The sequence below is a fragment of the Bacillus sp. T3 genome, assembly GCF_033449965.1.
Classification (GTDB): Bacteria; Bacillota; Bacilli; order Bacillales; family Cytobacillaceae; genus Bacillus_BU.
Genome location: NZ_CP137761.1, coordinates 495235 through 517939, shown reverse-complemented (window position 1 = coordinate 517939; position 22705 = coordinate 495235). Strand labels below are relative to the sequence as shown.

The window sequence follows — 22705 nt, the reverse complement described above, 5'->3', positions numbered from 1 at the left end:
TAAAGGATTTACCTCGTTGCCTTTACCTATCTCTTATTTTCCGTATTTTGTAGAGAATTCTCCCTTACTCTGTTATGTGAATTTTATATTCATTTATTCTCAATTAGCAATAGAAATTAAGTTTAAGGTTATTTTAAGGAACATACTTTAAATTATAGAAATATTACTTAAATCCAAACCAAAACCTTAACAGCGGAGGGCATTATGTACAAAATCGAAATTAACATATTAGAAAAGCAATTCATTATTACTTGCAGGCTTACTGGATGAAAAGGAAAATACTTCATATTTATTGGAGCTAGAAAGCAAATTATATAACAAAAATTTTAATGACTATGTTCTGATTGTTGACACCTCAGATTTGAAAATTACCACAACTGATAAAGAAGACAAAATGAAAAAAGGAATGGAATTAATTTTAGCAAAACCATTTAAAGCAAAATACAATATAGCTCCTAAAAGTGCCGTTACTAGTCTGCAGGCGAGCCAGGTCGGCTCTGATATTGACTTAAAAAACCAATTAATACGCGTGTCCTCTTTCGAGGAAATTTTTGCCATAAAATAATTAAAAGGTTTACATAGAAGAATGCAGAATGCCAAATACAACACTCAAAGGCTGACATGAGTTGCTGTTGTAAATCGGTGTGGATGTTGAACCGATTCGAATCGATCCGGTTACGAACAAGCGACATATTTTCCCTTGAATCCTGATGGGTTACCTATTAGTTGTATGAAAGTTAATTTATTTTTAAAATTTATGACGACAAAAGGCATTCGATTGGTACATCGAGTGCCTTTTGTCTTGTAACCAACCATTGTTGCTAACTTATAATCAATATTTCATTATTTTTGTTAGGAGTCCGTAGCTTGCAATAGTTACTTATGTAGTTATTCCAACAAATACAAGGTAATTGAAACCCCCTTTCTTATTATCCATTATTTTTTTAAAATAATTTATAACCATAATTTACTATAATTCATCCTTTGTATTGTAAATATATAGATGAATTGATACAATAGTACTGTTTTGTTCCATAAATACTCATTGTTGGTCAAATACAATTTACCGACGAGATTTCATCACTGTTATACAATAAAAATAGAAAGGGCACGGTGAATGTGTTGAAGGTAGTTTCCGTCGTCGTTCCTTGTTATAACGAAGAAAAATCAATTGAATTGTTTTACTCTGTTGTTAATCCGGTTCTAAAAGAAATTGAAGGTATTGATTATGAATTTATCTATGTCAATGATGGTAGTAAGGATTTAACAGAGCTAAAAATGAAAGAATTAAGTAAGAAAGAATCAAACGTAAGATATATCAGCTTTAGCCGAAACTTCGGTAAAGAGGCTGCTATGTTAGCTGGGATTGAAGCTGCATACGGCGATGCTGTTGTCTTAATGGATGTGGACCTTCAGGACCCACCAAGTTTATTACCGCAAATGATTGATGATTGGTTAATCGGCGGTTATGACGTTGTTTATACAAGAAGATCCACTCGAAGTGGTGAACCACCTATTCGAAGCTGGTTTGCAAAACAATTCTATAAGCTAATTAACAATATGAGCGATGTACAGATTGTTGATGGCGCCAGAGATTATCGTTTGATGGATCGAAAAGCAGTTGACAGCTTTTTGAGGTTAAAAGAGCGGAATCGTTTTGCAAAAGGTTTGTTTATGTGGGTTGGTTATAATTCAAAATGTATCGAATTTGAAAATGTGGAAAGAGCAGTAGGAAATTCTAGCTGGAGTTTTTGGAAATTAGTTCATTATGCTATAGATGGTATTGTATCATTTACCATTTCTCCACTACGCTGGGCTACCTATTTTGGTTTTTTTACAGCTAGTTCTGCGTTTTTCTATATGTTTTATGTGATTTTTTCAAAGCTTTTATTTGGTAACCCTGTTAGCGGTTATTCATCAATCGTATCCATTATTTTATTTTTTGGTGGTATTCAGTTAATATTCCTCGGGATTATTGGTGAATATATCGGAAGAATTTTTATCGAGGTCAAAGCACGACCAAATTACATTGTTAAGGAAAAATCCACCAATAAAATAGCTGAAAGTGTAAATAAAAGGAAAATCGGAGTTGTAAATAAAGGATAGAGGATACAATAAGTAAGAACTTCGACAATATATTTTTTATAATATAAAGCGAAATAGGTGTCGAAAATTCGATGCCTATTTTCATGTAATGTTAACGAGTGGAAGTTATTGGAGGAAAAAATGAAAAAAATTTATGAACGATTAAAAAAATTCGTCCCTTCTTTTATATTGCCCTTTCTTTTACTAGGAGGAGTCTTTGCCCTTTGGAGGGTATACCCATTTGGGGAACGTTCAATTCTAATGGCCGATCAATTTACTCAATATATTCAGTTTTATAATTACTTTTATAATGTGTTAACAGGGAATGGTAGTATCTTCTACGCTTGGGAAGCAGGGATGGGATTAAATTTTTGGGCGACTTTTGCTTATTATTTATCAAGTCCGGTTTCAGTTATTGTCTTATTTTTTGGCCCTAAGTTTATGCCTGAAGCCTTTATTTTAATGAGCCTTATTAAGATTGGCTTAGCAGGTTTAATGATGAACGTATATTTGTCTAATATGATTAAGGGTGAAAGGTTAAATCCTTTATTATTTTCAACCGCTTATGCGTTAATTTCATTTTCGATTGGCTATTTCTTTAACATTATGTGGTTGGATGCGATTTATATGCTTCCAATGGTTTTATTGGGAGTTGAAAAATTATTCACTTACAAATATAAATTCCTGATTATCTCCTTAGCTATTTTGTTTATTGCAAATTTCTATATTGCTTACATGGTAGGGATATTTACATTCCTTTATTTTATTATTCGAATTATTTCTATTGAAAACAGTGATGTAATAAACAAATTAAAAATATTTGCTTCCTTTTTTGTCTGTACATTACTTGCAGGAGGGTTATCGGCATTTATCACAGTTCCTACATTCTTACATTTAAAAAACAACACTAACCAGCCAACCAATTGGGAAGGAATGTTGGATACTTCCTTTGGTTTTTTTGAATTTTCCACAAAACTTTATACAGGAAGTACCCATCTATTTGATATGCCAAATGTTTATAGCGGCGTATTCGTCTTATTGTTATTTCCACTATTCTTTATTAATTCAATAATAAATATTAAAGAAAAAATTATGTATTTTCTTTTATTGTGGCTATTGTTTTTGAGTTTTCAAATTAAGGGAATTAATATTATTTGGCATGCATTTGAAGAACCGGTCGGATATGAATACCGCTTTTCTTTTGTTTTTTCTTTTGTTTTAATTTACCTGGCTTATAGAGCGTATTGTACTTTTGACAAAAGAAAAGTTCCTTCTTTATTTATTATATATGCAGTCAATGTTTTTATCTTAATGTTATTAACAAAGCTAACTCCAGAATGGATGTCAATCAAGAAGGCGTTATTAAATATTGGATTTATGACAATATTTAGCTTGTTGCTATATCTAAAAGTGTCTGTTAGTAGTCGACGAAATTGGGTTTCTGCTTTACTATTAATCACCATTTGTATTGAGATGAGCTTCAATGCTTATCATCATGTTAAAACATTAAATAGTTATCCTGGATACAGTATCCCAAGAAATGTTTATAATGCTAATTCTTCATTTGAGCACATTATAAAGGAAATGAACAATAATGATTCCGGTTTATTTCGTACAAATGCAGCAAACTTATTAACAGCAAATGATTCAATGCGATTTGGCTATAATGGAATGACAAATTTTAATACCCTATCAAACGGTACATTACATAAATTTCTGAATGAATTGGGATACAGTACTACTTTAGGACCACGGTCCGCTGCACAAAATAATGGGATCCTTTCTACTGACGCAATGTTTGGGTTTAAATATGCAGTTACTAATAAATCAATCAATAAACATGGATATAAAAAGATGAATTGTAAAGGTGAGTTTTGTTTATATGAAAATCAGAATGTCCTACCGATTGGCTTTGTAGTGGATAAAAAGCAGGTGGATTTTAATATTTCCGAAGATAATCCTTTTATCAAGCAAAATACTTTTATCGGTTCTGAACTTTTCACAAAAGCGAAGGCAAATTCCACTCGCTATAACAATCTTGAAGTTACAAAAAATGGCTCAGTTCAACTAATTAAGAAGATTAAGCCAGAATTGGAAGGATCTATTGAAAAATCCTTTGATTTATCCGATAAAAAGCAATTTTACATGTTTTTATCAGCTGGAAAAGGATTTGCAGGGTTTAACGAGACTAATATATATATAAATGGAAAACCTCTTGGAGTTTATCCGACCTATCATAATGAGAGGGTATTAGATTTAGGTGCTTTTTCAAATGAAAGAGTTACGGTAAAGATAGAGTTTGTAGTACCAGAAACTCAATTATCTCAAGAGATGTATTATGCATTAGACATGAAAAAGTTTGAACAGCAGATTGATGAATTGAAATCACAGTCTCTAAAGGTATCCAATTGGACAAATACAAAAATTAATGGAGACATTAATGTACAAAAAGCAAATACATTATTTTTATCAATCCCTTATGACCGTGGCTGGAAAGCAACTCTAGATGGGGAACCTGTAAAAGTAGAAAAACTAGGTGGATTCATCGGTTTTGATATACAGCAAGGCACACATAGTATTGAATTAAAGTATTTGCCTCCTGGTTTTATATTAGGTTGTATCGTGACAATTGGGTGTAGTATCATTCTGATTATCAGTAGATTATTATTTAAGAAAAAAAATTACTAACGCGCATGACAAATAGCCGTATATTCCGAATCTCCAATCGAATATACGGCTAATTTAATTCATTTGCTACAATTTTCCTAAATCATTTTTGACTAGAGCATGTATTGATCTCAAAATTACGGCTTTGCCGAAATAGAAAAAAATAAAATTAGGAACTACTTAATTGCAACAAAGAATAATACCTCATTCTTTTAACTAATCAATGTTAAAGATTAGTTTGCTTTTTGAAAAATAAAATACCTACTTGCAATATAATTTAAAACCACCACGACAATATTGGCAAAAATTTTCGCTAGGACATCATCCATCCTTACCCATTCTACCAAAACAATCATCATGGCCAAATCAATAAAGTATGAAAGGATACGAAAAAAAAGAAATGAGGAAAATTCCTTTATCAGTGTATCTATCCCGATACTCAAACTCTTAAAAACAAACATTTTATTAGTGATGAAAGCAAAGATTACAGATAATAACCAAGCAATCGTTGTCGCTACCTTATAATCGATATTCATTATTTTTGTTAGGAGTCCATAGCTTGCAATATTCACTATTGTCGTTAGTACCCCAAATACAAGATAATTGAAAACCTCTTTTTTATTATTCATTTAATAACTCCCTAAAGTCGATACCTATTTGTCATTATACTCTTTTATGGTAACTTTCCCCTTTTTACTCCCTATTTCCCTTTTACCAAAGATCTCAAGGAACAACGAAAAAAATTAATTTCAATTAACATACTTTCTTTATTCACCTATATTTTCATGATTTCCTAACTAACCAGTTTACCAATTCTTAATTAAGTGCAACACATTTAACAATGGAAAACAGCTGAGAATAATGATGTTTATTTTATTTTTTAAGAATTCATTTTCAATCATTAGACGGATAATAATAGAGGATATTAAAACGGACCCCACGACTAATGGTCTCTCAATTGACGCATAAATGGTTGGCGAAAAAAACATCATTATTAGGGTCGTAACAGCAGCCGCCAAACATAGGAAAATAAAAAATGGATGTTTACTCTTTTTAAGAGTTAAAATTACAAGACAAAAACTAAATAATGTCCAAAATACATACGGAAATAATGCTAATAAAAACCCTATATCACTTGTCCATGGCTGAAGAATATTTTGACTTATTCGATAAGAATTAATTAGTCCAAAATTATAAAGGACATTCCGATTCAAGATTATTGATGAAATAAGAACAAATAATTGGGCTGAAAAAACATAAAAGATATACCTATATTTGGTTATATCCTTTTCTTTATAACATAAAATAAACACTGTTAATGATAACAGCAATATTATGTTTCTCATGACAACAAACAACTGTCCATAGAGCCATATAAAACCTAAATGTAATTTGGTCTTTAAGGAAAACTGATCAAAGCCTGGAAACCATCTCTCGACTTCATTATCCCATCTTACTGCATTTCCGGGAGCGAAAATCAAAATGCAAGTACCAAGTAAAATCAAGATAGTAAAAAACAGTAGTTTTTTATCAATTAGTTTGTACTTTATGTAGGTCACAATTAAAAAAATTAAAGCAAAGGTTGACATACACATAGCAACTTGCTCATTGGAAATTGATGCAATAATACCAGAAAGAACGTAGATGACTAAACTTTTATTAGACAACACAGGGTCAATCCCAAGAATTTTATTTGCGAAAGGAATCATCGCTACTATTCCTAGTGCAATTGGCCAAAGATAATTCATTGTTCCTGTTATCCAAAAAAGTCCATTATTCAATATACCTTCATTTATATACGCTACTACTAAAAGTGCAAAAATAAACTCTAATTTAGTAACTTCTTTTTTAATTAGACGGACTAATCCGTAAGCAAGAATCATGAAAAATATCGAGTTTAGAATTCTCCATAACCATAGATACTCATCTAACAAAGCATAAAGCATCGCATCCGGAAAAGACGTCCCGACCATGTCAAATATCGATTAGTTATCCATTCCCAAAAGGGGGTATTCTCGGAAGCTTCAGCAAACCAAGAGTCGTCGCTACCAGGTACGATTGTAATTTTTAAATGAATTAAATAAAATAAGATAAACACTATAGATAAAAACGGTAAATTAATACTTTTCCTCATTAAAGACTACCTCTTTTTTAATTAATATATGACTATGATCTTCTAAATAATATGCGTTTTACAAAACAGATTTATTGTAACAATCAAATTGTCCATTTTCAATATGTTCCAGTCGGTAGCCACCCACTATTCACACCTTTTCGACCAATTTATCGGTAAACCTATTCAGATTTTGACTATATTTATTTTAAACATTTGTCGTATTCTTCACAATGGTTTTCGCCAAGCGAAGTGGTTGCCTAGTTCCTTACTTGAAACATTCCCTTATCGTATTAAACCTTGACCAAAATGGAGCAGAGATGTCATTCGATGGGATAGATCAGCAAACGCTTAGTATTATGAAATTAAACTATATATGATTAATCATTGCACAAAATCATCCGAGTAGATTCTAACACTAGAGAAAATAATATGGAATAGCAAATGGCAGGTCAAGGTAAGTTATAAGCAATTGTATCATTCAAAAAACAAAATAAACCATTACCCATTCACACTATGGGAGTGTCCTTTATTGTGTCTAGTGATTTTGGCTTCTAATCAAACGTTTGATTTAAATTTATGTTTACAAACGCCATTAATCTTAATCAAACGATTGATTAATTTTTTTAGAAGAGTTGCGTTTTTTGAAAACCCCTTACAGTAGCATTATCGCTTAAAGAACCAACTGCTTTCGGGACGATCACGCGGAGTTAAATTCATAATGAAATATCCAATAATCAGGACTAAGATGACAAAAGAATACAGCAATGTACTAACTGGATTAGAATGCTCCACAATAATTAATCTAATCATCGCGGTGATCCCAATATAGATAAAGTATCTAAGCGGGAAATGATAGCTTTCTTTAAAATACTTCACGATCATTGTTATAAACTCAAAATACAAAAAGAAAATGAGGATGCTATCGAGAAAAACTTGATAATTTTTACTTCCCTCTTCAAGCAACAACAATTTACTAAACATAAATAATTCCTTGATTAATAAAAAAGACAAGATGATGGCTAGAAAAACGAGCGAAGCATTCAATAGCTTCTGCAGTATTTTTGGAATAAGATGGGCTAAATCACTCTTTCCCTTTAACATTGAAATGTCCCCCTCTGGTTTATACAAATAATTTCTATCCTATCCTTATCTTAACGATCATACATGAAGTTACGATAAAGAAATCTTAAATAAATTTTTTTTCTTAATGGCCTCACATAAAAAAAGCCGACTCAGCCCTGAGCCGACATAATCAATCTAGTTCCTCGAATCACTTCTTATAATCGATAAAATGATTCTCCAACTGAAACTTGAACTATACCTACTTATCTACAACTAATTCAATCGAAACGCAACCTTTGTTACGAGTTCACTTTCCGGTACTTCTTCAGGACTGTTCAAATAGTATTCGTAGGCGACTCCAGTTGGTACTTCTTTGTTTTCCATAACGAATTCTGAGAGCCTATCATAGGCTTTGCCGACTTCTGGATAAGGACCAATATGTGTGCATGAAGCATATTTTCCTGAAGGAATTTCACTAGGCTGAACCCGACCTCTCCCAGCAATAGGGTGAGCTACAGGCATCCCAATCTCCACATCCAAATTCTGCATGTCCATGTTGTAGTAGGCGACAAATGGAATTCCAGCAACCGCTTCGCCTTTCTCACTCAAATATTTCATAATCTCTCCGTACGATTGCCCAATGACCATGGGCAACTGATCAACTGAAGTTTTCATCCGAATCGACACGACTGGCTGCACCAATTGCTCCTGAATTTGACATGAATCATTCATTACTAGTCCCTCCCTATCCTTGTAACAACGATATCCACCGGCCTTTTCCTGATTTCCGCGCATTAACTCTAGCTACTTAAATTATAATCCCTTTTCCTAAAGTTTGAAAATTTGAAGAAGGGTGTTGGCTGTCATGTACTAGCGGTTTCCTTTTTTCCAGCTGTTCTAGCGAATCTTGCTTCCGAAAAAAAGAAGCTGACCGATTGGCCAGCTTAAATAGGTAAGGTTTTCATTTGGTTAATGGTGAAACATAAAAACTTACATTTCATTTGGAAAACAGTGAAATTCGAGATATTGAAAATCGAAGAATCCTAATATTTTTCGATTTTCGGAAAAGGGGTTTTCCGAACCCTTTATTCATTAGCGTTACAAAACCCAAACTCATCCACAAACAACCAAGTTGTTCAATATTCCTTTTTGTCTATTATATGTTAGATAAGTGAACATTTTGTTAATTTTATATTATCACAATTTTATTTTATTAAAAAATTAAATGCTTAGAATTCCGAAATTTTTTTGTCGACATATTTTAATCGTTTGCTGAAGAACGGTGTTCACAAATTTTCCTGATTTTTTCCATTTACCCTACCCAAATTCACCCTGAATTACTATATAGAATGTAAAAGGGTGATGCGGAATGATAAGGCTGAAGATGAATGAGTTCGATCCCTTAGAACGGTTTTCGAAGTTTGAGTCTGTAGAGGACTATCAGCTTCATATGGAGTTATGGATGGGAAAATATAAGCAGGTTTTTTCAAAAAGTGAATTAGTCGGCTTTAAATGGCTCATGTTTTTTTCAGAACAAATTCCTGGGGTGTGCAACACAGCAATTGGCACCATGTTAAGTACGATTCATGAAGATATCTATGATCACGGTATTTCCAGAACTTCATTCAAACGTATGATTAATAAGGCAACAAGCTTAGGTATCCTCACCGTTTTCGAAACGCAAAGAGAGAATGGCTCGCAAGGCTCGAATTTGTATGTATTTAATCGGCTTGCTTCTAGTGGACAAGAAAATGTAATAGAAAAACAGGAAGAATAGCTTATTACGTCTTCCAAAAGTAGTAATATTATCCTATAATAGTACTAAATTCAAAATCGTACGATAATGGCAAAATCATTGAAAAATGATGACGCAAAACTATAGGGGCTAAGGTCATGCTGACATGATTATGCTCGCCAGTTTCCGAATACGGATACCTCCGTACGATTCATTAGGGGGATAAAAATGAATAAGAAAAACATGAGAAAAACTGCACCTAGGGCTAAAGTAGGCTACCTGACTGCAAAAGAACGTAAAATTGTTGAATGGTACGAAAGTAAGCGGTTAGAAGAAAAACAAAGAGGTTTAACGCTTAATATAGCTAACAGCTGATCTATCAGTTGTAATTAACATATCGCAACAAAAAATGTTAGATACTTAACGAGTAAAAAGGCGCGAATTCGCGCCTTTTTTTGTGGGCAAAACTGTACATCAAAATGAATTTACTTGTCTTTTTTACCTGATCTGTGGCAACGGACATCTGGTTCTCTATATTCACAAAAAGTGTTGATTTGATAGGCTAAACGGACAACAGGTTCGTTATTTGCTCATTATTTGGCATGATTCAGTGGTTTTTATATGAATAAGGCATCCTATGTCCCTTTAAGTCTTGCAAAAAGGTTATTTTATCAAAATAAGAAACTATATGTCCGTTCAATACTTAAATTTCAAAGAAATGTCCGCTAAACCTTTGCTACTGGCAATTTTTTCCCTCGGGTTTCGAAGCCCTGAGGTCTGCCGATAATCTCCTGCATTAGAGAACTTCCTTATATTTTCACCGCAATTGCCTTCCGTTTATCAAATTTGAATATATGAGTAAATCCAGATTCTAAAGCTATTGCGTAGGCGTCTTGAATTCCCGCTCCAACGGTTTCGGCTTTGTGAGAGTCTGAGCCGATGGTTAAGATCTCTCCCCTAATTCCTTATACAGCTTGATAATTTCAAACGAAGGCAGGGGCTGACCTAAATCAGACCGAAGTCCAGATGTGTTGATTTCTATCCCGATATTTCGCTGTATCGCTTTTCTCAAAATTTCACGGATGCCTTCCTCATAGTCGGGAAAATGATACAACCCGAATTCTTTATGCGCATAGCGTTTCATTAAATCTAAATGAGCAAGGACATCAATATCTGCTAAACTTACTAATTTATATAGCACTTCAAAATAGAGTTGATAGGCGTGATGCTGATGCTCTTGAAGAACAAGTCGAAGTTTGCGATTATCGATATTATGTACGGAACCCAAAATAAAATCTAAATCGAGTGGGCCAATTTCGTCCTGATACTGCTCCATTAACAGGTGGGGCTCACACAGCTCAATGCCTACCTTAATATTTAGGAGTGAGCCAAATTTTTCTCGACAATTTGTTATATCTAGAAAATAACGATCAAAATTCATATGTCCAAATGTTGATGCAAGTGGATTAACGGAGAAGTGCTCTGTAAAACAAATTTCCTTTATCCCACGTTTGATTGCTTGGATACATACATCCTCCATTTTTGCATTGGAGTCAAAAGAATGATTTGTGTGGTGATGATAATCCATTAAATACATCGTACTCCCTCCCCCATCCTTATTATGATGATAACTATAAGGGATGGATAGAATCATTGTCCACTAGAAAACAGAATGATGCGCCGAAAGAAGAAAATAAAATATTAAATCCCCATAGACCGGGGACCATGACTTCATTCTTCTCCACTAGTCTTGTCTTTTTTTCGTAAAACTTCCGATTGATCCCTATAAGAACCGCCTTCCTGCTTAAGCCTTTTTTCTATAAATAGGACAAGCGCTCAAGCCATATTCTTTCTACCTTCATAGATTGTTTATTAACTATGAAAGGAGGAGATAATAATTTGTTTGGTTATTCAATGGTTCAAATGGTACGAGCTCATGCTAATAAACTGGAGCGCCCGTTGCGGGAGGAGCTGTTAAATCTCTATAGACCCTTCAAGTGGACACCGTGCTTTTTGCATAAGTTTTTTGAAGGAACTATAAAAAAGACTAAAAGATTCTCGGTTATTATTGAGTTTAAAAAGGGTTGCTATGATACCGGCTGTCAAGAAGTAGAAGGTGTGATGAAGCAACACATGAGAAATAAGGTTCGATATCGATTCTCCAGAATTTCCAGCATTAGTGCAAACGTGACTCCAAATGGGTTAGAAGAAATTCTCTCAGGCTGCCAACATATTAATAGAATCTATTTAAACAGTGAAGTGAAGGCTTTACTAAATGTAGCAGTACCTTCCGCCAACGCGAAGCATGTCGTTAGAGGTGGCAAAGAGTTGACAGGCAATGGTGTGAAGATTGCGATTATTGACACAGGGATATATCAACACCCTGACCTTGGCGATCGAATTACAGAATTTGTGGATTTCGTAAATAACGAACAGGAAGCCTATGACGACAATGGTCATGGGACGCACTGTGCTGGTTGCGCTGCTTCTGCTTCGCCAGAGTATACTGGTCCTGCATCGGCTGCCAATCTAGTAGGAGTTAAGGTATTGGACAAACTAGGGTCCGGTTCTCTTGAGACCGTCATGCGAGGGGTCGAGTGGTGTATTCAGTACAATGAAAATAATACTGATAAAATCGATATTATTAGTATGTCGCTAGGTAGTACTGCGCAAAACTATGGAACAGATGACCGTGACCCAATGGTGCAAATCGTAGAGTCAGCTTGGAATGCAGGAATTGTGGTTTGTGTTGCAGCAGGAAACGAAGGACCAAATGGAGGGACGATTGCCAGTCCTGGCGTAAGCAATGAAGTTATTACGGTTGGGGCTCTAGATGACCGTGATACGGTCGAAAGAACGGATGACACAGTTGCTGAATTTTCTAGTCGTGGCCCGACTCTATATGGTCTTGAAAAACCAGACCTTCTAGCACCTGGAGTCAACATTGTTTCATTGCGCTCGCCAAACTCTTACTTAGATAAACTACAAAAAAGCAGACGTGTCGGCAATGATTATACCGTTCTATCAGGTACCTCAATGGCCACCCCAATTTGTGCTGGAATCTGTGCACTCTTCAAAGAAAAAGATCCAAACCTATCACCAAAACAAATAAAAGAGATGTTAATCAAAGGTACAGACCTATGGAACGATGAGGCTCACAACAACAACATCTATGGTGCAGGCTACATCAACGCTGAAAATTCCATCCCTCAGTAACACGATTATTTAAATCTCAACCCTCTTAATTGATATGCTAATATCATTAATTAAGAAAACGCATGAACTTTCCCTCTGTTTCCTTAGGATTTAACACCCACAATATAAGAAGGAATATAGACGAATCGGATTGATTTGATTGGGCCCAAGTTTAATGAATAGATAAATAAATTGCCGATTCAAATATGAATATTGAATCGGCTTTTGGGTGCTGTACTATTGCTTGCAGGGCTTTAGGTACATATGACTTCCTTGTTAAACCAGTAAATCCTTCTTTGTAAAAATAGTGTATGAAAAGCTAAGTGTCACAATGACTTTAACGATCAAGACAAAAGAACAAGCAAGAGATTGCCCCTAAAAACATGAAACGGGGCTTGATCAATTCTTATCCGGTTGTAATTTAAGATCATCAGTCTAGGATCACCTGCCATTCCAAAAGGAGTAATACCAATAACTAGGACGGATCAATCCCAAAACCCTCTTTTAACTCATCCCCCCTTGCTTCTCCAACTGTAATAAATCCGTAACATATTGACTCTTGGTTTGTGACATTATCACAGAGTTCACACCTGTCGATTAACGATACTTAAGCTGTAAGTTTATATATCAACATATCATTTATCCTTTTTCGATTTTCAGCTTTAGGGTAGTACAAATTATCGTTTTTTCGGAGGGAATTACAATGGTAACAATAGGTGAAAAGGTAGAGAAGCAATTAGTAGATTTGTTCCAGGACAGAGTGCGGACGGATCGAGTGGAACGGAAAATGTATTCTTTTGACGTTGGCGCTTTGCCGGGCTTGGTCAAACCCTTCCTCCCGGTTGGAATTCCTGGCGCAGTCGTTCGTCCAAAGGATGGACAACAAATTAGCGAGTTAGTTAAACTAGCGCACAACGAAAATATAAAACTCGTTCCTCGTGGTATGTCTACATCCGGGTTTGGTGGAGTCCTACCAGAGGAAGGAGCCATCGTCGTGGACATTTCGGGAATGAACAAGATTATTTCCATCGACAAATCGAACCTCACTGTTACAGTGGAGGCCGGCATCATTTGGGAGCAGCTGCAAAGGCAGCTGAACAAAGAAGATCTGGACCTCATTTTGTATCCTTCCTCCCTGCCCTCTTCAACTGTCGGTGGCTTGTTAGCCCAAGGTGGCACAGGATTCGGTGGCTATGAATATGGGGTTTTTAAGGAAAATGTAACAGCGGCGAAGGTTATTTTACCAGACGGACAATCCAAAACGTTTTCAGGTGAAGAGCTTAAGCTTTATATTGCTGATTTAGAAGGTATTACCGGCATTATTACGGAAATCACAATGAAGGTTAGAGAACTGGAACCAGAAATCCATCGCTTAATTTCTTTTCAAACTAACGAAGAGCTCGGCGCTGCCTTAACGGCGATCTATGAAGCAAAATTACCAATTTGGTCGATTACCTTTTTAAATCCAGAGTCGATGAAATTAAAGAAGAAGCTACCACATCGTCATGGGCACGCTTATGAAGAGGAAAAACGCCAGCCTGAGCCCGATTTACCTGAAACCTTTGTCATGCTTATCGCTTATCCAGAATCAAGACATGGAGCAATCGATCGTGACCTAGAACGAATCATCGTTCAACATAGAGGGACGGAGCTTTCTGAACAGGCGGCTCAGCATGAGTGGAAGGAACGATTTAGACCAATGCGGTTTAAACGAATCGGACCTTCTATCATTCCAACCGAGGTGGTTGTCCCATTAAGAAGCTTGGCAGCGGTCCTCAATGAAATTGATACAAAAATCAAACACTCCTTTGTGCTTGAAGGGATGGCCGCCAAGGGTGAAAAGGTTATTCTATTAGGATTCATTCCACATGATGAACGAACCTTTGCGTTTAATATGGCCTTTGCCTTGTCTCTTTCGGTCATCGAAATCGCGAAAAAGCACGGTGGTTCGGCTTATGCGACCGGGACTTTATTTCCGCCGCGAAGCGAAAAGTGTGTTCGGTACCGATCGTTATGCACAAATAAAATCGTATAAAGCAAAGATCGACCCGAAAGGCTTGTTGAACCCAAATAAGGTAATAGGCAGCGGCATGATTGACACTGTGATGGGCACCGCCTCTACATTGGAGCCACTCATCCGACCGTTCGCCAACGCCGCAACCGCGCCATTTGGCGAAGCTGTGCGCGAAGGAAAGAAAAAAGGAATCCCAGGTGATGTTGCCTATTATGCAACAGCTTGTTCGCGCTGCGGCTATTGTGTTTCATCCTGCGAGCAATTTGCCGGACGAGGCTGGGAATCACAATCACCACGAGGAAAATATCATTATCTCCGGGAAGTCATTGCTGGACGGGAAAAATTCAATCCAGATACGGTGAAGAACTTCCTACTTTGTACAACCTGTGAAGTGTGCAACACACGCTGCCAGTTGGATATTCCAGTGGAACATAACTGGATGGATTTGCGCGGCACACTGATAAATGAGGATAAACAGATGACGTTCCCACCGTTTGAAATGATGGCTGCATCCCTTAGGGGCGAACGAAATATTTGGGCTGGCAAAAAGGAAAAACGAGCAGACTGGGTGCCTGAAGATATTAAGGCGAAAATCAAGGATAAGGGCGAGGTCCTCTATTTTGCTGGCTGTACAGCTTCCTTCGTCAATACCGATGTGGCCGAAGCATCGGTACGGTTATTGGACGCAGCCGGGGTTGATTTTACCTATATGGGTAACGACGAGGCATGCTGCGGAATCCCAATGAAGGTATCTGGAAAATGGGATGTATTCGAGGAAATTTTTGAGCACAATGTAGCGGAAGCGAAAAAGCGCGGTGCGAAAACGATCGTGACCTCCTGTCCAGCATGTGGCTTAGTTTGGAAGGAATTATATGCCGAGCTCGCTGCAAAGAAAGGAATAGAATACGACTTTGAAGTAAAGCATTACTCGGAAATCGCGGCTGAGGCGATCAAGGACGGCAAGCTTGAGTTCAACAATGAAATTAATAAGCGAATTACCTTCCACGACTCGTGCCACGCCGGGCGAGCACAAGGAATTTATGAACCGCCTCGGGACCTTCTTAAAGCGATTCCGGGTGTGGACCTCGTCGAAATGGAACACAATCGAGAGCAAGGCTACTGCTGTGGCTCGGTGCTGACCCTAATCGGCGAAACGCCAGTCGCTCCCAAATTAGGCGGAATGCGCCTGCAAGAGGCAGTCGATGTCAAAGCGGATACAGTCGTGGCGCTATGTCCATGCTGTCAGGTTCAGCTTCGTGACTCCAATGATAAAAATAAGCTCGGTTTACACGTCACAGACCTGGCCCGCTTTGTCATGGAAGGCCTTGGCTACCCGATTGAAGACAAGACCGATTACTCAATGGAAATGTGGGGTTATTTTGAAAAATTCATCGTGCTGATGAAACCAGAAGTGTTAGCTGATATTATGGCGACACTGTTTAAACCAATGATGGAAAATATGCCACCGGGTATGGTGACAATGATGAAGGCAATGAAGCATACGCCAGGCGGTTTGAATCTGATGGAAAAAATGATGCCAACCTTGATGCCAAAACTCGTTCCAGACATTATGCCAAAAGTCATGCCAGACATGCTCAGGGAGGTTTCACTCAGAGTGGGCCCACTTCCAGAGGACATGGAACAATTGATGCCAGACTTACTACCGAAGACGATGGATGCCTTAATGCCGAATATGCTGCCACTAATCATTCCTCATATCACACCGAGAATGATCGAGTATATTAAAAATAAATTATAAATTTGTTTAACATTAGGATAAAACTGAAAAGATGATGGTCATCGCGGCCAACATCTTTTTATTTAGCTAATTCTTTTAATTTTTCCATATCATCGACAACCAGCGTTCCTCTGGCTGTGTGAATAATACAATCGCTCTCGATATGCTTTAGCATTCTTGAGACGACTTCACGGGCAGATCCGATATTTTTGGCAATCGCTTCATGGGTGATCGTTAAGGTCTTACTATTCTCGAGGGCGGTTTGTGCTAAAATAAATCCGGCTACGCGCTTCGATAAGCTTCCAAAAACGACCTGTTCCATTACCCACATCACACTAGAAAATCGTGAAGTCATCTGCTCCAGCACATATTCTTTTACATGTATATTGTAAGAACTAATTTCTTCAAATACGGAAGTAGGAATGAAAAAAACTTTACTTTCTTTTTCCACCTCAAACTGAACAGAGAAATTCACATTTTGAAACATGCATGATGCGGTTAACAAGCAAATCTCTTTTTCTAGCAGCCTAAATAGGGTAATTTCTCTGCCATCTTCAGACATAATATAGGCACGAATTCGACCACTCTCAACAATCACAAGTCCGCTACAACTATCATTCAGATGTGATAGTTTATCCCCCTTAGTTAAGAACCGTCGCGTTATGGCCTGGTTCAACTGCTCTAGTTCATCGATATTTAAATGAGCGTAAAAAGGAATGCATTCCTGAATAAATTGATTCTCCTCTTCGGTTAACATAAGCCCACATCCTAAAGCTTTATTTTATCGATGACGAACAAACCAAACACCACTTTATTTTATTCATATTATAACATAATCAGGAACCGTCGCCCTGCTTCCCTTATTCAGTATGCCGCTGTTTCCTTTACTGCAAAACCCTCTAATCCAGCCAAAATCCCAATTCTCCCTACCAAAACTCAATTTTGAACCCCATTTCCAGATAATAAGAGGTTTTTCCACACCAAAATCGATTTTCCTAATGGTGATGCAACTCGCCCATTCTATTATGGTAAATGTACCCAGGAATACAAGGACAAAGCGCGCTTTCTGAAGGGATTACCAATGGAAAGCTTTGAACAAATTTCAACCCAATACACACCGATGATCCACAGCATTATGCGAAAATTGAACATCTATAAAAATAAAGAAGAGTTCTCCCAGCTCGGCTTAATCGCATTATGGGAGGCATACAGCCGATTCAATCCTGACAAAGGTGAGTTCACCAGTTATGCCTACAGCTACATAAAAGGAAAGCTACTGACTGAAATGACGAAGTCAACAAAACGTCACGAACGGGAGGTTCCAGCCCTGGAGGATTTATGGGAATATATTGTAGATGAGGGCACAATGGTTCCGCTGGAAGAAGATACCTTACTTTCCTATTGCAAATGCAGTCAGCTGACCGAAAATCAGACAAAGTGGGTACTGTATTATTGCTTGCAGGGGCTAGGTACAAAAGAAATCGCGGCGATCGAGCAAGTATCATTATCTGCGGTGAAAAATTGGAAAGCTGGGGCTAAGGAAAAATTGAAGACAGCAATGGAAATAGAAAGTTAGTAGTAATGTAGGCAATCAAAAGAACCGTCCCCTTGGTCCCCTTTTTGGAAACGGACATACGTTCCTCTATTTCCGCAAAAAGGGGCATTTTGATAGACTAAATGGACAACAGGTTCGTTATTTAATCTTCAATTGGCATTATTCATTGGTTTTTATCTAAATAGCGAATCCTGTGTCCACATAAGTCAGCAGAAAGGGTATTTTATCAAAATAAAGAACCATATGTCCGGCTCTGTTCAATAAATCTAGCATGGATTAGCTCAAACCAATCTAGTCTTAACAAATTATTTATTATCAAAAAAGCACCAAAATATTTCCGTGAAAGATTTGCTATATTTAAATTGATTAAGTCCACGATCGATCGATTCGTATACTATCAGTTGGAGGAAGAAATTTTGAAGAAATTAAAGCGAAGACATAAAAAACTCCTTATATTTTTCCTTATTTTCATAGCTTTTGTCTATCTAAATAACACATCCCTATTCACAAAGGATCGAAACAGGGAACCTTTGTTACTAGCACATCGTGGCGTGGCGCAAACGTTTAGTATGGAAGGAATTAAATGGAATACATGTACAGCCGAACGTATTTATAAACCTGAACATCCTTATCTCGAGAATACCCTTTCTTCCATTCAAGCAGCATTCGAACAAGGAGCAGATCTAGTAGAATTTGATATCAAGCGAACAAAGGATGATCAATTTGCTGTGTTTCATGACGCAACGCTTGATTGTCGAACAAATGCAAACGGCGAGCCATCACAATACACGATGAGTGAATTAAAGGAATTGGACATCGGCTATGGATATACTGCGGACGATGGGCAGACCTACCAGTTCCGCGGCAAAGGAATTGGCTTAATGCCATCTATGACAGAGGTATTATCCCAATTCTCAAAGCAAGATTTGTTAATTCATATAAAAAGCAATCGGAAGGAAGATGGAAAACTGCTTGCTCTCTACCTAGATGAATTACCACAGGAACAACAAAAATTGATTACGGTTTATGGGGACAATGAACCGATTAAAGTCGTAAAGGAGAAGCTTCCTAAACTTCGAGTCATGTCTATGGATACGATGAAAAGCTGCCTCCTTCCATACATAGCCACTGGTTGGACAGGTTATGTACCACCCGCTTGTCAAAACACCGAGCTCCATATCCCTGAAAAGTACGCTCCATATTTATGGGGATTCCCCTCTAAGTTTCTCGATAGAATGGAAGCTGCCAATACACGAGTGATCCTTGTTGCAGGTGATGGTGAATGGTCAGAGGGCTTTGATTCCATAACCGACTTGGATCGTCTTCCAAAGAATTATAATGGAGGAATATGGACGAATCGCATTGATAGGATTGCACCCCATTTTAATAAAAAATGAATAATAAATCGCCGATTCAAATAAGAAAATTGAATCGGCGATTTTCAATCCTTTACTTATTAAAATAACTATTCATTTCTTTATGAATTGCAGGTTTTTCCCGTCAAATGTAAATTTAATAGTCGCCTTAGTCTAAATTCATTCATAATTCTGACTAATTTTGGACAATAATTTCCATATTTTCGATTGGACCAGTGTGTTATGATTTGAATTAATAAACATTTAAGTAAAATAATACTAATATATTATTATACCAATCACTGGTTCGATCTATGTTCATTCATACTCCAGTCCTCTAAGATCACTACAATACTACCTACAACTGAAAGCCCTTAACCATTGTCGCGCCATCAATTTCTTATCACAATCTAACCATCATGCTGCCATTAATCTAAGTAAACACATACTGAAAGTGGGTGATAAAAATGTAAACATAGTAAAAACATTCCTATGTCATCCTGCCACTCCTTAGCCAAGTGTTTTCATACCCAAAACCAATTAAAGGAAGTGACCTAGTGGAAATTAAAGATCTTTATCTAATCAATCAACAGCTTAATTTTATGGTGGAGCATTATGATCAATTTGGCAATCCTTGTTCGATCATAAACGAAGTGGAGAGTACATTCCTGGTTAATTTATCCCCTACTCAAATTCTAGAAAATAGTATTAAAATGAACGGATTTAACCTTAGTGGTGCCAAGAAGTCAGCAAGAGAAATCCTCGGCGATATTAACATGTATCCAGGTGATGGTTAACCCGATTCTAGGAATTTGTATTCTACCAACTAAATTGGCAACAGATACAAAAATTTGGATCAATCCGAATCAAGTTTACAGAACGACGCAAAATGGTAGACGAACAAATGTCATTTTTAAAAATGGCTATGTCCTTGAGGTTGCGCCGCTCCTTTCATCCTTCAATCACAAACTTCATTGTGCAAAACAACTAAGAGATATTACGGTTGGAATAGGCAAAGATCCGATCTCTGTTATTGCAGACCCTCATACAAAATTATTTCTTTATCCAACAAAAGAACACGTACATAAGCGTAAAAAAGCAAAATCCATTCAACAGAAAAAGCAAGAAGGCAGGCAAGAGGGAAAAGAGTTGAAGAGTGATATCACCTTCCATTCAATCACTTTTGTGGAACAAATTGAACAGTACAACTACAAAGGGAAGCAGTACACGCTTAAATTATTTACATTACAAAATGGAATGATGTATTCTTTAGCCTTTCATCAGGAAGATTTCGAAAAAGACGGGCCGAATGCTAAAAGCGGAATGGCGGAACAGCAGGACAATCGAGAAACCGCCATAAAATTTGCAATCCTAAACCTTTTACACGCCAAAAAGTAATAGAAACTAAAACAATCAAGTGTTTCGAAATGTGGGTACGGTCCTCCTAACCAAAAAGAAGAATCGTACCCACGTTCCAAATCTATTTATTAAAGCTCTTCGGAAGGCTTATGCAGTCGTTCCTTAATTGAATGTTCATCTGAATAATTATCGTAATAATACATATCCTATGGCTGTTTAGGAGGTGAGACTAAATGGCTAATCAAAAAAATAATAAGGATCAACAAAATAACCAAGGTGTCGCAGAAAGTTTAAAGAACACAGCAGGCTCTGCTTTTGAAACCATGCATAACGCTTTAGAAACTACGGAAAAGATCGCAATGAACACGGTTGATGCTACTAAGAATGTTGTAAATAATTTAACTGGCAACAACAAAAACAACAACCGATAATACTCATCATGAACACAGACCAAACGCCATTATCTGGCGTTTTTTTGTTGTCACTTTTTCATTATCACTATCACGACTTCTCGAATCTGTATCAAGGATAGAGGACAAAGTTAAAATAATATTGCCGACATTCTAAGCTTTGCTTCAATTAAAAGTTCATAATGGGCGTGCCCCAACACCCTAACTACATTTGCTTTCAATTTCCTTGAAATATTGCTTGAATGTATTTTTATAGCTTTTTATATAATCTTTAACAAAGGTGTAGCTCGCTACCCCTTCCAGGTAGAATAGCGGATACTCGGAAATTTTCATGGATTAACGTATTTCTTAAGGTAATTAGCCGTCTTATTTGTTCGTATTCACTCTGTGGAATGGAAATGTTCATTTGTCCATTTAGACGTACGATAATGGTCGCTATGATATTTCGATCCAGATCAAATTCCTGGTTAAAAATTTCGGCATAAACTCTTTTCAACCCCTGCTCAGTTGAAGCAATGAGCTGAATTAAATAGCCTGCATAAATTTCTTCCAGTCTTGCTGAAAACCATTGTTTGAAGTCATCCTTTGTTCCATTAACTAACCCTATACTTTTGTACCAATCATCATTGACCACTTCTTTTACTTTCTTTACGTCTTCCTTTATCTCATTTAATCTGGCAACATACTGTTTTCTAATCTTTTTAATATTCTTAGCTTTATCCGCCACAAGACAAGTCCCCTTTTATCTGAGTTTAATTCTATTCTACTACCATTTTTCAAAATTTTCCCATTGTACGAGAAAGAATTAAAGAGATTTGTTCGATTTTGTCATTGACTAAAATTGTTACTATGTGTTGTTTCTATCAGACTCATATAATTGCAGAACCTATAATTCTTACAACTTTCACAATTCAACCAACCTTTAAGCGTTATATTAAGAATATGTTGCTTTGTGCAACCTAAATTCACATTATTTTTTTCAAGAGGTGTTTTATTGATGATTCCAAAAGAAAACCTTCATTACCTAGTAGAGCAAGTAAGTGAAAATGATACCCAATTGGTATACAAGCTCCTCCGTTCACTTGTTGAAAAAGGCGATCAAGAAGATCTAGATGTTGTAGCTGATTTTCTTCCATTAGCCGAAAAAGAAAAAACACAGCTAGCTCAAGCAAAAATGAATGCTGAAATCGATGAGCTTATCCATTGGTATGAACAGCACCTTTAAATAAGTGAGGTACATAGTGAGGAATTTTAAAATAACAATAAATAATAAACAATCATAAACAAGGACCAAACGCCATTATTGGCGTTTTTTTATTACCGTTTTTTCATTTTCAAAGCTCAAATGGGTCTATTGTCGCATTTTGGCGAACACTTGTATATTTTCTCCTATGACAAAAGTGTTAAAATGAAA

Annotated in this window: 21 protein-coding genes and 1 riboswitch; of the genes, 14 read left to right on the top strand and 7 right to left on the bottom strand. The window is 36.6% G+C overall.

Going from position 1 to position 22705, the window contains the following annotated elements:
- The first annotated feature begins 394 nt into the window (after positions 1–394).
- The 3 genes from RGF10_RS02655 (at position 395) to RGF10_RS02645 (ending at position 4773) form a co-directional block, all read left to right on the top strand.
- Positions 395–565, top strand: coding sequence for a hypothetical protein (locus tag RGF10_RS02655; RefSeq protein ID WP_318507049.1), 171 nt, complete (start codon positions 395–397; stop codon positions 563–565).
- A 548-nt stretch (positions 566–1113) separates the two neighbouring features.
- Complete coding sequence (locus tag RGF10_RS02650; RefSeq protein ID WP_412176672.1) at positions 1114–2106, top strand: glycosyltransferase family 2 protein; 993 nt, start codon at positions 1114–1116, stop codon at positions 2104–2106.
- A 120-nt stretch (positions 2107–2226) separates the two neighbouring features.
- The gene (locus RGF10_RS02645) at positions 2227–4773 is read left to right on the top strand and encodes a YfhO family protein (protein WP_318507047.1); all 2547 of its coding nucleotides are present in this window, start codon (positions 2227–2229) and stop codon (positions 4771–4773) included.
- A gap of 212 nt (positions 4774–4985) precedes the next feature.
- Here RGF10_RS02645 and RGF10_RS02640 read toward each other — a convergent pair whose 3' ends face one another.
- The 4 genes from RGF10_RS02640 to RGF10_RS02625 all read right to left on the bottom strand — a co-directional run bounded on the left by RGF10_RS02640 (position 4986) and on the right by RGF10_RS02625 (position 8662).
- Positions 4986–5381, bottom strand: coding sequence for a GtrA family protein (locus RGF10_RS02640; RefSeq protein WP_318507045.1), 396 nt, complete (start codon positions 5379–5381; stop codon positions 4986–4988).
- Positions 5382–5558: 177 nt separating this feature from the next.
- Complete coding sequence (locus RGF10_RS02635; protein ID WP_318507043.1) at positions 5559–6725, bottom strand: DUF6056 family protein; 1167 nt, start codon at positions 6723–6725, stop codon at positions 5559–5561.
- Between the two features lie 806 nt (positions 6726–7531).
- Positions 7532–7969 (bottom strand): phosphate-starvation-inducible protein PsiE, encoded by a 438-nt coding sequence (gene psiE, locus RGF10_RS02630; RefSeq protein ID WP_318507041.1) that lies wholly within the window; start codon positions 7967–7969, stop codon positions 7532–7534.
- Positions 7970–8203: 234 nt separating this feature from the next.
- Positions 8204–8662: a GyrI-like domain-containing protein gene (locus tag RGF10_RS02625; protein ID WP_318507039.1), complete on the bottom strand. Its 459-nt coding sequence runs from the start codon at positions 8660–8662 to the stop codon at positions 8204–8206.
- A gap of 637 nt (positions 8663–9299) precedes the next feature.
- Between RGF10_RS02625 and RGF10_RS02620 the strand changes: the two genes are divergently transcribed.
- Positions 9300–9707, top strand: coding sequence for a hypothetical protein (locus RGF10_RS02620; RefSeq protein WP_318507037.1), 408 nt, complete (start codon positions 9300–9302; stop codon positions 9705–9707).
- Positions 9708–9765: 58 nt separating this feature from the next.
- A riboswitch (cyclic di-GMP riboswitch) is annotated at positions 9766–9856 on the top strand.
- A 37-nt stretch (positions 9857–9893) separates the two neighbouring features.
- Positions 9894–10040 (top strand): hypothetical protein, encoded by a 147-nt coding sequence (locus tag RGF10_RS02615; RefSeq protein WP_318507035.1) that lies wholly within the window; start codon positions 9894–9896, stop codon positions 10038–10040.
- A gap of 568 nt (positions 10041–10608) precedes the next feature.
- Here the strand turns inward: RGF10_RS02615 and RGF10_RS02610 are convergent.
- Positions 10609–11262 (bottom strand): histidinol-phosphatase HisJ family protein, encoded by a 654-nt coding sequence (locus tag RGF10_RS02610; RefSeq protein WP_318507033.1) that lies wholly within the window; start codon positions 11260–11262, stop codon positions 10609–10611.
- 302 nt (positions 11263–11564) lie between these two features.
- On the opposite strand from RGF10_RS02610, the gene RGF10_RS02605 reads away from it, so the two are divergent.
- From RGF10_RS02605 to RGF10_RS02595, 3 genes are all read left to right on the top strand, one after another.
- Positions 11565–12881: a S8 family peptidase gene (locus RGF10_RS02605; RefSeq protein WP_318507031.1), complete on the top strand. Its 1317-nt coding sequence runs from the start codon at positions 11565–11567 to the stop codon at positions 12879–12881.
- 682 nt (positions 12882–13563) lie between these two features.
- The gene (locus tag RGF10_RS02600; protein ID WP_318507029.1) at positions 13564–14895 is read left to right on the top strand and encodes an FAD-binding oxidoreductase; all 1332 of its coding nucleotides are present in this window, start codon (positions 13564–13566) and stop codon (positions 14893–14895) included.
- Positions 14896–15040: 145 nt separating this feature from the next.
- Positions 15041–16633, top strand: coding sequence for a (Fe-S)-binding protein (locus RGF10_RS02595; protein ID WP_318507026.1), 1593 nt, complete (start codon positions 15041–15043; stop codon positions 16631–16633).
- Positions 16634–16691: 58 nt separating this feature from the next.
- On the opposite strand, the gene RGF10_RS02590 is transcribed toward RGF10_RS02595, so the two are convergent.
- The gene (locus RGF10_RS02590; protein WP_318507024.1) at positions 16692–17369 is read right to left on the bottom strand and encodes a Crp/Fnr family transcriptional regulator; all 678 of its coding nucleotides are present in this window, start codon (positions 17367–17369) and stop codon (positions 16692–16694) included.
- Positions 17370–17693: 324 nt separating this feature from the next.
- Here RGF10_RS02590 and RGF10_RS02585 point away from each other — a divergent pair, with 324 nt between their 5' ends.
- The 5 genes from RGF10_RS02585 to RGF10_RS02565 all read left to right on the top strand — a co-directional run bounded on the left by RGF10_RS02585 (position 17694) and on the right by RGF10_RS02565 (position 21312).
- The gene (locus tag RGF10_RS02585; protein WP_318507021.1) at positions 17694–18188 is read left to right on the top strand and encodes a sigma-70 family RNA polymerase sigma factor; all 495 of its coding nucleotides are present in this window, start codon (positions 17694–17696) and stop codon (positions 18186–18188) included.
- 395 nt (positions 18189–18583) lie between these two features.
- Positions 18584–19564 carry a glycerophosphodiester phosphodiesterase family protein gene (locus tag RGF10_RS02580; RefSeq protein WP_318507019.1) on the top strand — a complete coding sequence of 327 codons (981 nt, stop codon included), beginning with the start codon at positions 18584–18586 and terminating at the stop codon, positions 19562–19564.
- Between the two features lie 515 nt (positions 19565–20079).
- Positions 20080–20319, top strand: coding sequence for a competence protein ComK (locus tag RGF10_RS02575; RefSeq protein WP_318507017.1), 240 nt, complete (start codon positions 20080–20082; stop codon positions 20317–20319).
- Positions 20312–20920, top strand: coding sequence for a hypothetical protein (locus tag RGF10_RS02570; RefSeq protein WP_318507015.1), 609 nt, complete (start codon positions 20312–20314; stop codon positions 20918–20920). The genes RGF10_RS02575 and RGF10_RS02570 overlap by 8 nt, the downstream gene beginning before the upstream one ends.
- A gap of 194 nt (positions 20921–21114) precedes the next feature.
- Positions 21115–21312 (top strand): hypothetical protein, encoded by a 198-nt coding sequence (locus RGF10_RS02565; RefSeq protein ID WP_318507014.1) that lies wholly within the window; start codon positions 21115–21117, stop codon positions 21310–21312.
- 250 nt (positions 21313–21562) lie between these two features.
- Here the strand turns inward: RGF10_RS02565 and RGF10_RS02560 are convergent, their stop codons facing one another.
- Positions 21563–22018 (bottom strand): hypothetical protein, encoded by a 456-nt coding sequence (locus RGF10_RS02560; protein ID WP_318507013.1) that lies wholly within the window; start codon positions 22016–22018, stop codon positions 21563–21565.
- A 270-nt stretch (positions 22019–22288) separates the two neighbouring features.
- Here RGF10_RS02560 and RGF10_RS02555 point away from each other — a divergent pair, with 270 nt between their 5' ends.
- Positions 22289–22516, top strand: coding sequence for a hypothetical protein (locus RGF10_RS02555; protein WP_318507011.1), 228 nt, complete (start codon positions 22289–22291; stop codon positions 22514–22516).
- Positions 22517–22705 lie beyond the last annotated feature (189 nt).

Bases quoted from the DNA above. Each gene is read 5' to 3' on its own strand.
- RGF10_RS02570 (WP_318507015.1), top strand. From the start codon at position 20,312: ATGGTTAACCCGATTCTAGGAATTTGTATTCTACCAACTAAATTGGCA.
- RGF10_RS02585 (WP_318507021.1), top strand. From the start codon at position 17,694: ATGGAAAGCTTTGAACAAATTTCAACCCAATACACACCGATGATCCAC.
- psiE (WP_318507041.1), bottom strand. From the start codon at position 7,969: ATGTTAAAGGGAAAGAGTGATTTAGCCCATCTTATTCCAAAAATACTG.
- RGF10_RS02615 (WP_318507035.1), top strand. From the start codon at position 9,894: ATGAATAAGAAAAACATGAGAAAAACTGCACCTAGGGCTAAAGTAGGC.
- RGF10_RS02645 (WP_318507047.1), top strand. From the start codon at position 2,227: ATGAAAAAAATTTATGAACGATTAAAAAAATTCGTCCCTTCTTTTATA.
- RGF10_RS02555 (WP_318507011.1), top strand. From the start codon at position 22,289: ATGATTCCAAAAGAAAACCTTCATTACCTAGTAGAGCAAGTAAGTGAA.
- RGF10_RS02635 (WP_318507043.1), bottom strand. From the start codon at position 6,725: ATGGTCGGGACGTCTTTTCCGGATGCGATGCTTTATGCTTTGTTAGAT.
- RGF10_RS02625 (WP_318507039.1), bottom strand. From the start codon at position 8,662: ATGAATGATTCATGTCAAATTCAGGAGCAATTGGTGCAGCCAGTCGTG.
- RGF10_RS02640 (WP_318507045.1), bottom strand. From the start codon at position 5,381: ATGAATAATAAAAAAGAGGTTTTCAATTATCTTGTATTTGGGGTACTA.
- RGF10_RS02655 (WP_318507049.1), top strand. From the start codon at position 395: ATGAAAAAAGGAATGGAATTAATTTTAGCAAAACCATTTAAAGCAAAA.
- RGF10_RS02565 (WP_318507014.1), top strand. From the start codon at position 21,115: ATGGCTAATCAAAAAAATAATAAGGATCAACAAAATAACCAAGGTGTC.
- RGF10_RS02610 (WP_318507033.1), bottom strand. From the start codon at position 11,262: ATGTATTTAATGGATTATCATCACCACACAAATCATTCTTTTGACTCC.
- RGF10_RS02590 (WP_318507024.1), bottom strand. From the start codon at position 17,369: ATGTTAACCGAAGAGGAGAATCAATTTATTCAGGAATGCATTCCTTTT.
- RGF10_RS02620 (WP_318507037.1), top strand. From the start codon at position 9,300: ATGATAAGGCTGAAGATGAATGAGTTCGATCCCTTAGAACGGTTTTCG.
- RGF10_RS02600 (WP_318507029.1), top strand. From the start codon at position 13,564: ATGGTAACAATAGGTGAAAAGGTAGAGAAGCAATTAGTAGATTTGTTC.